Genomic DNA, 13,368 nt, shown 5'->3' with positions numbered 1-13,368 from the left:
TTGTCCCCCGCACCGCATATACATTATGCTGGTGCGGTTAATTTTTTTAAAGACTGAAAACAATGAACAAAAAAATCATCGTGCGCAGTCATGACGGGAAAGTCATGGAGCTTGCACCACCAGAAGGGCTGAACATAGCCCAAACCCTTTTCCTGAACGGAGCATTCCAAGGAGTGCCACTCTGTTCGGGCATGGGGCGGTGCGGCTTATGTAAGGTGCGCTTTGAATCCGACCCGCCACAACCACGCAAGGAAGAGCTACATAAGTTTTCCACCGAAGAGATAGAATCGGGATGGAGGCTATCCTGCCTGCATCAGGCAAAAGCAGCCGCAATATTTCTACCCAAACCGGAAAGGGTCGTTCCAAAAGTTTCAGATAAATTTTCCCGGGAGCTAACCGAAGATCTCGCCCTTGCAGTAGATCTGGGCACCACTGGGATGCACTGGGCTTTCACGCTAAATGGAGAAACCGTAAAATCCGGACAGGAGCTTAATCCTCAGATCGGCCTCGGCAGCGAGGTAATGTCCCGGCTGGCCTTTGCAGCAAAACCGGAACAGCGCAAGATTCTTTCCAAACTGGTAACCGATCGGCTGCAATCTATCATTTTAGAAACAGTCCCGGTAAAAGAGCTGGTTGTCTCCGGCAACCCGTCCATGACCTCCATCCTTGCGCAGGATGATGTGGAAAGTTTAAGCCGCGCACCTTACTCCCTGCCGGATAAGGGAGGTAAGCGGGTAAAACTTGACGCAAAGCTCCCTGAAGCGTACATCCCGCCACATCTGGCTCCGTTTGTTGGAGCAGATATAACCGCCGGGATCGTGGCCCTGAATTTTTCCGAAGTAAAAGCGCAGCCGCCATATCTCTTCGCTGATCTCGGCACCAACGGCGAGTTTGTACTCTGCCTTTCCGAAGAGGAATACATTGTCTGCTCCGTTCCTATGGGGCCGGCCCTTGAAGGAGTGGGCATGAGCAACGGACGTACAGCCGGACCGGGGGCAGTGTCTGCTTTCACCCTGACCCCGTTAGGACTTACGCCGACAGTCATAAAAGCGGATACACCGGAACAGAAACAAAAGCCCGGTATAACCGGGACAGGTTACCTCTCACTCTGTTCCCTGCTGCTCAAATCAGGTGTGCTGACCTGCGAAGGGCAATTCGGTGCGGGAAACACTCCTTTTGCCGCAAAGCTGGCCGACAAGAGGACAGAGAGAAACGGGACTCCGGTCCTTGATCTGGGATACGAGGGATTAACCCTTCCGGCCCCGGATGTGGAAGAAATATTAAAAGTAAAAGCGGCCTTCAACCTCGCAATGTCCGCCCTGCTGAACAAAGCCGGGCTGGCTCCTTCCGATCTTAAAGAACTGATCCTCGGCGGGGCAATGGGCCAGCACGTAAATATAAATGATCTGGTTGCTACCGGATTCATCCCTGCGGAAAGCGCTGCAATCACCCGCGCCGCAGGCAACACCTCCCTTAAGGGAGCAATAGTTTTAACACACAATCAAGAAGCAAGGGATTTCGCCGCCAGCCTGCCCGCATGTTCCAAAGTTCTGGAACTTGCCGGAAGCAGCGATTTTGGACAGAAATACCTTGAGAGGATGATTTTCAAATATGTCTATTAAAGTAAGTTCACTTTTCCCCCTGCCGACCAAGGAAGTATCCAAGGAATTGGATAACTACATAAAAATTTTACAAAAAACAGTTCCCCTGAAAAGCAAGCACAGCACGGAACTGAAATACGCCATCCGCGATCTCTCCCGAGACCTGACCGGCGAACGAGCAAACCTGTCCAACGACTACATGGGTGATCCACGCAGCCTGAACGCATACCTGCGTTACTTCCTGCCTTGGAACCTGTACCGCTTGGCGCGTTTATTTCAGGGGCTGGACATCAAATTACCCGACAACGGTGTGGTCGTTGACCTCGGAGCCGGACCGCTTACTGTGGCTCAGGCCCTGTGGATCGCAAGGCCGGACCTGCGCGAAAAAAAGCTGACCTTCATCAACGTAGACCGCACCCCCAAACCCATGCGCGAAGGCAGTCGTCTCTTCGAAGCATTGGCCGGAGAAAAATCCCCATGGCGCATGGTTAACGTCAAAGGCGGCTCCACCTCCAAAATACGCGAGAAAGCACACCTGCTGGTCACCGCCAACATGGTTAACGAAGTATCCGCCGGAACACGCACCCCGCTCCCGGTATGGGCGGAAAAATTCTGCCTGTCCATGGTCCATAAACTGGCCCCGGAAGGACGAATCCTGATCATCGAACCGGGTATCCGCCGTTCCGGCAGGGTTCTTTCTGTAATCCGTCAGGAATTCGTGGAAGCAGGTTTTCCCATTCTCGGCCCCTGTACTCACACCGAAGAATGTCCCATGAGTGGCGAACAGGGAAAGGCATGGTGCCATTTCAACTATGATTCCGATCACGCTCCGGCATGGCTGCAGAAACTTTCAGCCCAATGCCGCCTCGAAAAGGACAATGTCAGCCTGAGCTTCCTCTATGTAGGTCTGCGAAAGGAAGAAGTTGAAAATCCACGCGAAGGCGAAATGCTCATCCGTGCGATATCAGAATCCTTCAGACTCGATGAAGGCGGCTTCGGACAATACGGCTGTGCGGCTCAAGGCCAGATTTTGCTATCAGCACAAGGTGGAGCAAAAACCTTGTATCCCGGTGGACTTATCGGTATGCCCATCCCTGAAGAAGAAAAGCGGGATGAAAAATCAGGCGCACTGATAGTCCCCCTGCCCATGCGTGAAGGTGACAAGCGTAAACGTGAAGCAAAAGCAGCCAAACCGCAGCAGAAGCAAGATTCACGTTCTTTTAAAGACAGAAAGTAATTGAATATGGAATTTATTGATCTTGGATTAATCCCCCACGGGGAAGCAGAAAAAATCCAACTGGCAAGACTGAAACAAGTCATGGAAGGCACTGCCGGTGATGCTCTTTATCTTTTGGAGCATCCTCCGGTGGTTACCCTGGGCCGTCAGGGCGGACTGGAAAACCTGCTCATCAGCGAGGAAGCTCTGAATGCCATGGGAGCAGAGGTAGTTCAGACCGCAAGGGGGGGCAATATCACCTGCCATTACCCCGGCCAACTGGTGGTCTACCCGGTCATGCGCATTGAAAAACGGCGCGGCGGAATCAAGAAATTCTTCTATGACATGGAAGAGACCGCAATCCGCACTGCTGCCCGATTCGGTGTGGAAGCAGCCAGAAGTGAAGGAAGGCCCGGAGTCTGGGTCGGTCCCGGAAAGCTCTGCTCCATCGGCATCGGGGTCAAAAAATGGATCACCTACCACGGCTTGTCATTCAATGTTTCCAGTGACATGAAACTTTTCGACGCCATCACCCTCTGCGGGTTGCACGGCGCGCACCCCACCTCCCTTTCACGGGAGGCTGGCAAGGAAATTTCTACCGAGGAAGTAAAAAATGTCTTCAGAGAAGAATTCGGAAAAGTATTTGCGGATACCGCCTTGGCTGCGGGTTAAACTGCCCACCGGAAGAACTTTCAACGATACCAGCAAAATGCTGGATGACCTGAATCTGAACACGGTCTGCCAGTCCGCAAAATGCCCCAACTGCTGGGAGTGTTTCTCCCGTAAAGTGGCTACATTCCTGATCATGGGCAATAACTGCACCCGAGACTGTGCCTTCTGTAACATCTGTCCTGGTCAGATCGAACCGCTTGATGCGGACGAACCGCGCCGTGTGGCAGAGGCAGTAACGCGTCTGGGCCTGAAATACGCAGTCATCACTTCTGTAACCCGCGATGACCTCGATGACGGTGGTGCAGCCCACTTTGCGGAAACCATCGAACGTATCCGCGCCGAGCATCCCGAATGCAAAATTGAAGTGCTCATCCCGGATTTTCAGGGCAACCTTGATGCGCTCAAAACCGTAATCTCCGCCAAGCCGGACGTGATCAACCACAATGTGGAAACTCCGCCCGCGCTCTACCCGGAAATCCGCCCGCAGGCCGATTACAAACAAAGCCTAGAACTCATCGAACGGGTCAAACAGCTTAGTGATATTCACGCCAAATCAGGGCTCATGGTGGGCCTAGGCGAAACAGATGAACAGGTCTATCAAGTTATCGACGACCTCGCAGCCATCAATTGCGACATCATCACCATCGGCCAGTACATGCGCCCCTCAAAAGCGCATCCGGCTGTAAAACGCTACGTGGAACCTGCTGTTTTCGATGAATACGCTGAATACGGCAGAAAGCTTAGTGTGCCCCATATGTTCTGTGCACCGCTTGTCCGCAGTTCCTTCAATGCCGCCGAGGCGTTCGACAAGTTATAAACACTGTCATTTACATCGCTAATCGCGACTGTACATTGATAATCGCGACTAGCACAACGCTAATCGCGACTGAGCAATGATCCCATATACTAAAATAATAAAAAGTCACTTACATTTATTGATTATAAATGTGGGTGACTTTTTGCTTTTAGCGCAGGACGTACACTTAAACTCAGTGCGGCAGTCTTCTTAAAAATATGTCAGGGTCAAAATTATCCATGTGGCCAGTCCGGCCTAAGATTCAAGAAGGTGAATCTTTGACCTCTTGGTTGACCAGAACGGCTAACGAATATGGCTATAAACCATATATATTATGTCAAATTGCTCTAAATAAAAAAGTACATCCATACACAGACTTTGATCTAAATTTAAAAGGCAACGATTTAAAAATCTTAGCTGAACTATCTGGTCAATCTTTTGATGAGTTAAAAAAAGGAACTTTCAAAGACTTGCATGGTTGGACTTTGCAGCATTCAAAAAACAAAAAGATGTTGCTTGATAATCGGCTTAGCCTCCCTCCCCGTCAAAGAAGGGTTGCAGTATGCCCAGAATGCCTAACAAACTCAAAATACGGAAAACCTTACTTGCGAAAAGAATGGCGCATTTCATACAATACAGTATGCCACGAACACAAGCTACAGCTAATTGACAAGTGCACAAGATGTAAAAAACCATTCTATTCTACAAGCCCATTCATTCTGAGCACCAAAAAACAAATCTGTCATCACTGTAAGAAACCAATACAAAAAATGAAAAAACAGTGCAGAGAAAATATTTACTATAAAAACATGTTTTTAGATGATATATTTCAAGGTAATGGAGAGGGTGCAATTTATCACTTAAATTTTTATTACAATATAAGACTATTCGATTACATTAGACCTAAAAACTATAGCCTTCCAGAATTCATTAACTTTAAAGCCACCAAGAAAGATTTAAGGTTAATACGCAAACATAATGGAGACCCTTTAGGTAAAATTAATATCCACTTAAGACATGTGCTGATGCCAATACTAATTCATATATATGAATACTATGAAAATGTAATGCGAGATCGTCTCAAAGAACTGCAAAACATATATAAAAACAACAAATAACACCTAATATACACGCTCGAATCACACAAACAACCGACTACACTGCAAAGCCGAACTGCGCCTGTCCCCTAAATCAACAAGCCGATCTAGCCACGGTAGAATTTCTTTTTTCCGGTCACTCGAAAGGGGGTATCCTTCTCTCTCTGCAAAAGCCTGAATTAACGAGGCAAGCCTTACAGCATTAGCATTTGAGGCCCATTGCACCCTTGAACTCCATAATTCTTTAGGAATTAAATCAAGCTGATTAAAAAAAACGTCTGTCTCGTAATGCTCAAATGAACGCTCAACTAGTGTGAGCCAAGCTGTGAACACTCCGGCAACATCTCCTACTGAAGACAAAACTTGATCAACTAATCCCATAAGAATTGCGACTTCAGACCAATCGTTATTCGCGAAACGTATAGACTTCATACACTTGGGTTCAAGTTGTGCACAAAAATAGACTTTACAATGTCTAATAGCTTTCAAAACAATTCTCCCCTACCTAGAACAACAGATCAAAACTTAGATCTTAATTAATAAAAAATTAAATCCATCAACATATGATGTCCTTACGTTTAAGTTCCCATCAGATCATCCTGCACACCAATACTTTCAAGCAGAGCAGAGTACTGATCAGAGTCTTCCTTGATCTTCAATATAATCTGACGAGCAACTGTTTTCATCTCTGGAACATCAATAGGTGATGCTCCACGTTCAAATACACCGCACAAATGAGAATACTCATTATTTATTCGCTCTGTTAATAAAATAGGGATGTTACCTTCACCAAAAAACTTTGAAATTTTATTATCACCTTCTTTACCGTTAGGATATTTGTAGTACAAATAGATTTCCAAAAATTTCCGAGCATTATTTCCAAAATTATAAAATATTTGGTAGCTCGCATCATCAAGCGTTTCACAAGTTGCGCACTTGTAGATTTGATGGAAAAGGTAATTAAACTCAGTGACGTACTCTTTTAAATATCTCGGCATTGGTGACAGTCGGCTAAAATCGCCGCAACGTTCGATCAAGAAAAATTCTCTAATTTTTACCTTATTTTGTCCTTTGCCTCTATAATCACCAGAAATTCTCTTTAGATACTTCAAAAAATCAAGGCTATGAGTTGAAATAAATAGCTGCCTGTAACTTTTCTTTTTAATAATCTCCGAAGCAATCAAAGTATAAATAAAGAAGATATGATTTGTATCCAGACTGGAAATGGGATCATCGATCCAAATAATAGGCTGACTCCCCTTGGTTTCAATATCCTCAAGCTTTGCCATAAAATAACAAAAAGCTATCAGACTGCACTCCCCTTCACTCAGGTGAAATGCCTTTTTACCATTACGGGTTATTTCAAATCGATACCCTGCAGCACCGCTTGAAGCCTCCTCTACAGCTACTGCCCTAAGAGAAAGAGAATGATGTCCGAAAAAATTATTTAAATAATGATTTACTTGCTCAGCACCTTTACTTTCGTCTTTCAACTGAGATTTTAATTCATTAATCTCAGCGATCTTGGAATCAACTTCATTTTTAACAGCAACTTTATGTGCTTTTGATTTATCTTTTTGGTCTTCTAACTTATCAAGGCTTGTACAAGTATCCTTATAGTTAATATCCGTAGTAAACTTAAAAACACTATGAAGTCGTAAGGATTTTCTGGCTTCGGACTGCTTTTTTTCTAAATTTTGAGTTTTAAGATTAGACTCTTCTCTGATCGATTCATAAAGATCTCGAACTTCGTTCAAATTATGTTCAACAGAAGAAGCTTCATTATACTCAAGAGGAGTAAAAATATCATTTTTGCGATCCTCTAACTGAAGCTTCATAGAAGCAAAAGATGCACTATAACGTTCTGATCTAGTTGCAAACAACTCTAAAAGATCCTTAAGCTCATCATCAAAACTAGAATAGAAATCAGAAAATTCTATTTTAAGTAAATCGCGTGCACGTCCCTTTTCCTTATCTATCAATAACAAAACGTCATCAATCTCAGCCTCTAGATCTTTAGATTCTTGATTGAAATGTTTATCTAACTTTCCCCACAGCTCTTCCCAATGCTCAGCAGGGTGCAAGCTACCACAGAAAGCACATTGATTTCTTTTACTTTTATGGTACTTTCGCCCTGACTCAACCCATTTTGCGAGATCGGTATTATCAAGCCACTCTTGAACTTGGTCAGAAGCCTGTATTTTTTTTTCGATCAGATTCTTGGCTTTAGATGAAATCTCAGAATATTTAAGATTAAAAACAGCGGACTCTTTAATCTCATCTTTAGAATCTTCTTTAAGAAGTTTATGAAAGTCATCTACAACCTTATCAGATAGAGGATCATAAGAATCCTTGATCACAATACCAATATCACGCTTCAATTTAGTTGTATTATAGTTAACATCTCCAAACATCTTATTATTTTTGATAGAGGTAGGAGATTTTGTTGCCTTATTCTGTAATTTTTTATTTAAATCTTTTTCCTTTTCACCATAATTTTGATCTACAACTTTAAAAGCCTCTTGAGCTGTAGACAATTTAGCATACAATCCAGTCTTCTTTTCTTCACTCCCAAGCTCAAATTCAAGTTTTTCAATTGCTTCCTCAAGTTTTGCATTATCTTCTCCTAAAATTGCGAATGAATTAATTTCCTGTGCATCATCAACAATAAACTGGAGATTATCCTTCACAAAATCTTCATTAAAAACTCGCACTACATGGTCATGCCCCTGCAACGAATCATGTCTAAGATTACTGCCATCATGAAAGCTTAGTTGAAACAGGGGAGAATCGTACTTATCCGAAATCTCGCCAACCTCTAAGGCGCGGATTATTCGCGATAAAGTTGTCTTCCCAGAGTAATTACGCCCATACAAAATATTTATCTGCTTAAAATCTACAGGATTACCGCCATTATCTTTGACTGCTGAACTCCAGCAAAAATCCTGAAAAACGGCCATATTCTTTATTGAATCAATTCTTTTAATCTCGCTAGCCATATTCTCCCCCAGAGCACTTAAGATCCTCACATTTATCGTTTTTTACTTACAAACGATCGATTTATTCAAAACCAACACTACAGTTGGCATCCAGCAACCGGTCATCCAAAAGAGGATCATACCAATCCAGAATAAATTTTTCTTTTTGCGCAATACAAATATGGTGAAACAAATCCGATTCCCCTTCCATACCGTGAAGACCATATTCTTACCGCTTTTCAATAAGCATCGACAGCTAACGCAGCATTTGCATAAGCACCACGAGCCTATGAAAGAAATTCATTTATTTGCTCGTTTTAAACGAAAGATCGATAGACTTATTACCACCCCATAATTCTAAACTTATCAACAGGCCAAAAAGTACATCTAAATTATTATAATATCAACCAGATCACTAATTTAAAGTTAATACTCACTCCACTTTTGCCGATAAATTAAAGTGGAGCTTTTTCCGCAGCCAGCGCAACACATCATAAATATTATCAGCAGAAGCTATATACTAACGGACAAGACATGAGAGTGATCTCATGGTGACGCAGGCATCAAAATGAACTACAATTTGGACCATGAAAATCATCATCCTAGGCGACATCCACGGAGACTTCCAAGTCATCAATTATTTGGTAGAAACGGAACAGCCAGATATTATTATCCAGTGCGGAGATTTTGGGTACTGGCCACGTAAGAATGGCTGGCCGCCAAACGATCCGCAATTGAAATTAGGCAATACAAAATTATATTGGTGTGATGGGAACCACGAAGACCATGAATCCCTTGCTAAGATTGCAAGCTCAGGGGAACTGGAAGTTGCCCCCAATTGTTTCTATCAGCCTCGCGGATCAATTTTTACACTGCCAGACAAACGCACAGTACTTTTCTTTGGGGGTGCGGATTCAACGGACAAAGAATCAAGGAAAGAAGGGGATAGTTGGTTTTCTGGTGAAATTCCAACAGTCGCTGACTTCGATAAACTAGCCCCGAATATCCACATCGATATTGTCGTCAGCCATACCTGCCCCAAATCATTTAATCTCAGACAGGCAGCGCCGTTGGGGTATCGCAAATCTTCATGGCTTGCCAAAGCAGATGACCCGACACGCGATATTCTTGATTTGATATTACGGCAATACAGCCCAGCACAGTGGTTTTTCGGACACTTCCATATCCATCAAACCGACAAATTCGAAAACACAGTCTGGACGGCTTTAGCAATCCCCATGGAAGATGAAGAAATCTGGTGGGTTGAACTCAAACAATAATGATCGTTCACAGATACTTCCAACAACTATATCAGTAAGAAAAAACTTAAGGCTAAGCGAGTCTCTATCGACGTACAATAGAACAAAGTACTACGCTTACCGTTCCTTCAGACTCTCACTGGTATACTTGAGCAATGGGGATAAAAAGAATTCAATAAGCCTCCGCTGACGAATTTTAACTTCCGCTGACGCTCGCATTCCCGGACTTAAGTTGACCTTTTTCCCGTTAACCAGAATGTAAGATTGTTTCATATCTACCCGGGCGTTGTAATATAATTCGCCTTCTTCGGTCTGAACGGCATCTCCGGAAACATGTCGAAGAGAACCATCTATGATCCCGTACTCGGTAAAAGGAAAGGCCTCTAGCTTAATCTCAACATCCTGACCTGCACGCACAAAGCCAATGTCCTTGTTTTGTACTTTGGCTTCAATCTCAAGTTTAAAATTCTCTGGGACTATGATCATCAACGGCTGGGCCGGAGTCACTACGCCACCCACGGTATGCACATTCAACTGCTGAACTTTGCCTGACACAGGTGCGGTTATACGTTGCAGGGTATCAACCTGAGTCGCCTTCTTTAGTTCCTGCACTAACGATTCAGCCTGAGTAGAAACCTGCGTTCTCCGTTCAAGAAGATCCCTGCGATATTCTGAAAGGGTCTGAACTCGTTGTTCAAGTGCAAGCAACATTGAAGCTTCCGCCTCTTCATACTTTTGCTGCTCAGTCTTGAAGTCCTGTTCAACCTGAATACGTTGAGTCTCAATTTCCAACCATTCATTTTCGGGCGCTACATCTTGATTATATAACTGCTTGCGCATTGCAGCCTGTTTGGTAATGATCGGCAGAGTATTTTTTAATTTTTCAACAGTATGTTTAGCTGCCTGCATCTGTGCTTTAATACGGCGCACCTCATTGTCATAAGTCTTAAGTTTAGAGAGCAAGGCATCAGCTTCCTGAGCAAGATATCGCTTCTCCTGCTCAACCTCATGTGGTTCAACCCCCTCAGGAGCCTTAAGCCTAGGTTTAAGGCCAAGCTCAGGACTCCACGCAAGCAAAGCATCAAGCCGTGCCTTTTCAAGTCGCGCGGCGTCAAGCTCAGCATCTAAGCGATCAACATCCGCACCACTTGAGGTGGTATCAAGTTCAATAAGTAAATCGCCCTTTTTCACTAATTGACCGTCATGCACTAAAATCTTGGATACCACCCCGTGCTCTAAAGGTTGAATAGTTTTAACTCGCCCAGAAGGAATTACTTTACCTTCAGCAACAGCCACAACATCCGTTTTACCAAGACAAGCCCAGATAACGCCCAGAACAACAAACAGCACAATACACCAGATTATGGCCCGGCCAATTGGCGAAGGAGGAGTTTCTACCACTTCAAGCGAAGCAGGCAAAAACTCCATCTCATCTGAAGCCATTTTAGGCGTGCAGGCCGTTATCGTTCTGGAAATTAAATTTTTAATTCTATCACGCAAAGATTCCTGCGTAGATTCCGGTTCCTCTGGTGCATTAATTTTCCCAAGCGGGGGAGGTAGTTCTTGCATATTTATACGCCCTCCGCTGCGCCCTTGGATTGATAGTTCCAAAGCTGAGAATAATATCCACCAGTGTTAATAAGCTCGTTATGTGGCCCGCTCTCAACAATCTGCCCCTTATCCACAACTACAATACGATTGCAATCTTTAACAGTGGACAACCTATGAGCAATGACCAGCACAGTACGGTTCTGGCAGATGGCGGCCATATTCCTCTGGATAATATGCTCTGATTCATAATCAAGAGCAGAAGTAGCTTCATCAAGAATCAAAATCCTTGGGTTGGTGAGCAAAGCTCTGGCAATCGCTATACGCTGACGCTGTCCACCGGAAAGCCCTGTTCCCTGTTCCCCAATGACTGTGTCGTATCCTTCTGGAAGTTCGAGGATAAAATCATGCGCCCCGGCAAGCTGTGCGGAGCGAACAACTGTTTCCATAGGAGCACCGGGGTCTGCCAGAGCAATGTTATCCCGCACAGTGCGGTTGAAAAGCATATTTTCCTGCAACACAACACCAACCTGACGCCTGAGCCAAGCTGTATCCACCAAAGTAAGATCAATCCCGTCAACCAAGACCCGTCCTTTCTCCGGGACATAAAGTCGCTGAACAAGATTGGTGAGAGTGCTTTTACCTGATCCGGAACGGCCAACAATACCCAGCATTTCCCCTTTTTTGATGTTCAGATTTACATCCTGAAGAATGAAGGGCCCGTCCTGCCGATACCTGAAACTGCAATTTTCAAATTTAACCTCTCCCTGCAGTGAAGGGAGGGTTGAACGATTTGGATTATATCCCGGTTCTGTAGGGTTGTTGAGAATATCCCCTAATCTCTCAAGAGAAACTCCTGCCTGTTGGAAATCTTGCCAGACCTTAGAAAGGCGCAGAATTGGCCCACTAACGCGTCCAGCCATCATATTGAAGGCAATGAGCTGCCCTATGCTTAAATCGCCGTCAATGACGCTTCTAGAGCCAATCCAGAGTATAAGCAGCGTGGTAATCTTACTTAAAAATGTAGTTGCTTGTACTGCAAAATTACCAAGATTATCGGTCCTGAAGGCAGACTTCACATATCCGGCCAACAAATCTTCCCAATGACGCTGGAACTGAGGCTCCACTGCCATGGATTTTAGGGTCTGTACCCCTGTGATTGTTTCAACCAAAAAGGCTTGCGATTCTGCACCGCGCTGGAACTTTTCATCCAGCCTGCGCCTTAAAACGGGAGTGACGAACACTGAAAGTCCCACATAAAAGGGCAAAATACCAAGCACCAGCAAAGTCAATTTCCAACTATAAAAAAACATCACCAGAATAAAAACAAAAGTGAAAAACAAGTCGATAACAATAGTTAAAGTAGATCCGGTCAAAAATCGGCGTATACTTTCAAGTTCACGCACCCGCGCAACCGAATCCCCAACTCTACGGGCATTGAAATAGGCCAACGGCAAGGAGACAAGGTGTGAAAACAGCTTAGCACCTAGAGTCACATCCACTCTGTAAGTCGTATGCGAAAAGAGCCACGTTCGCAGCCCTCCTAAAACAACCTCAAACGCAAAAATTGCCAAGAGGCCTATGGCCAAAACATCAAGGGTAGTAAGTCCCTTATGAACAAGGACTTTATCAATAACCACCTGAAAGAAGAGAGGAGTAACCAAGCCGAACAATTGCAAGAAAAACGAAGCCAGCAAAACCTCACTGAACAATCGTTTATACTTAAGCAGAGCCGGAATAAACCAGCTGATATTAAACTTACGAACAGCTTCGGGCAGCAGAGTTCGTTTGGTTATAAGCAGCAACCTGCCGGACCATAATTTCGAGAACTCATCTAAAGGAACCTTTTCCGCCCCTTTTCTGAATGGATGCTGCAAAAGGACATCGTCCTCGCGTGCTCCCCCCATTATCATCCAAGTTCCATCGTTCATCAGAGCCATGGCCGGAAAAGGAACTTTCGAAAGTTTATCACAGCTCCGATCAAGCACCTTTGCTTTGAGCTCCAGAGCACGAGCAGCCTTCACTAAATCCAATTGCCCCATCACCTCACCCGGAGGAGCGAACCTGTGTTTAATCCCATCCGGATCAGCTGCAACTCCATGATAACGGGCAAGTAGTACTAAGGAAACAAGCCCTGTATCCTGAACTTGATTGGTATCTGTAGACTGGTTTTCGTTGTTTATTTTTTCCCCGGACATGAA

10 protein-coding genes are annotated in these 13,368 nt (G+C 44.5%); 6 read left to right on the top strand and 4 right to left on the bottom strand.

What is annotated here, in order from left to right; genetic code table 11:
* Positions 1-62 precede the first annotated feature (62 nt).
* From ACKU40_RS01530 to ACKU40_RS01510, 5 genes are all read left to right on the top strand, one after another.
* Positions 63-1,622, top strand: a complete 1,560-nt coding sequence (locus tag ACKU40_RS01530; RefSeq protein WP_320174782.1) for an ASKHA domain-containing protein — start codon at positions 63-65, stop codon at positions 1,620-1,622.
* Positions 1,612-2,838, top strand: coding sequence for a small ribosomal subunit Rsm22 family protein (locus ACKU40_RS01525; RefSeq protein WP_320174781.1), 1,227 nt, complete (start codon positions 1,612-1,614; stop codon positions 2,836-2,838). Before ACKU40_RS01530 ends, ACKU40_RS01525 begins: the two co-directional genes overlap by 11 nt.
* Positions 2,839-2,844: 6 nt before the next feature.
* Complete coding sequence (gene lipB / locus ACKU40_RS01520) at positions 2,845-3,489, top strand: lipoyl(octanoyl) transferase LipB (protein WP_320174780.1); 645 nt, start codon at positions 2,845-2,847, stop codon at positions 3,487-3,489.
* On the top strand, positions 3,431-4,306 hold the full coding sequence (gene lipA, locus ACKU40_RS01515) for a lipoyl synthase (protein WP_320174779.1): 876 nt from the start codon (positions 3,431-3,433) through the stop codon (positions 4,304-4,306). Before lipB ends, lipA begins: the two co-directional genes overlap by 59 nt.
* A 197-nt stretch (positions 4,307-4,503) precedes the next feature.
* Entirely contained in the window at positions 4,504-5,403 is a 900-nt protein-coding gene (locus tag ACKU40_RS01510) for a TniQ family protein (protein WP_320174778.1), read from the top strand.
* A gap of 21 nt (positions 5,404-5,424) precedes the next feature.
* Here ACKU40_RS01510 and ACKU40_RS01505 read toward each other — a convergent pair whose 3' ends face one another.
* Together ACKU40_RS01505 and ACKU40_RS01500 are read right to left on the bottom strand one after the other, a co-directional pair.
* Positions 5,425-5,871 carry a hypothetical protein gene (locus ACKU40_RS01505; RefSeq protein ID WP_320174777.1) on the bottom strand — a complete coding sequence of 149 codons (447 nt, stop codon included), beginning with the start codon at positions 5,869-5,871 and terminating at the stop codon, positions 5,425-5,427.
* 89 nt (positions 5,872-5,960) lie between these two features.
* Entirely contained in the window at positions 5,961-8,381 is a 2,421-nt protein-coding gene (locus ACKU40_RS01500) for an AAA family ATPase (RefSeq protein WP_320174776.1), read from the bottom strand.
* A gap of 566 nt (positions 8,382-8,947) precedes the next feature.
* Here ACKU40_RS01500 and ACKU40_RS01495 point away from each other — a divergent pair.
* Positions 8,948-9,640, top strand: coding sequence for a metallophosphoesterase (locus ACKU40_RS01495; protein ID WP_320174775.1), 693 nt, complete (start codon positions 8,948-8,950; stop codon positions 9,638-9,640).
* Positions 9,641-9,736: 96 nt separating this feature from the next.
* Here ACKU40_RS01495 and ACKU40_RS01490 read toward each other — a convergent pair whose 3' ends face one another.
* Both ACKU40_RS01490 and ACKU40_RS01485 read right to left on the bottom strand, forming a co-directional pair.
* Entirely contained in the window at positions 9,737-11,188 is a 1,452-nt protein-coding gene (locus tag ACKU40_RS01490; RefSeq protein WP_320174774.1) for an HlyD family type I secretion periplasmic adaptor subunit, read from the bottom strand.
* Between the two features lie 2 nt (positions 11,189-11,190).
* Positions 11,191-13,365: a type I secretion system permease/ATPase gene (locus ACKU40_RS01485; RefSeq protein WP_320174773.1), complete on the bottom strand. Its 2,175-nt coding sequence runs from the start codon at positions 13,363-13,365 to the stop codon at positions 11,191-11,193.
* Positions 13,366-13,368: the final 3 nt, after the last annotated feature.

Origin of the sequence: Maridesulfovibrio sp., from assembly GCF_963666665.1 — a bacterium.
In the GTDB taxonomy this organism is placed as follows: domain Bacteria; phylum Desulfobacterota; class Desulfovibrionia; order Desulfovibrionales; family Desulfovibrionaceae; genus Maridesulfovibrio.
The sequence above is the reverse complement of the archived record's forward strand: the minus strand, read 5'-3'. Positions and strand labels throughout refer to the sequence as shown.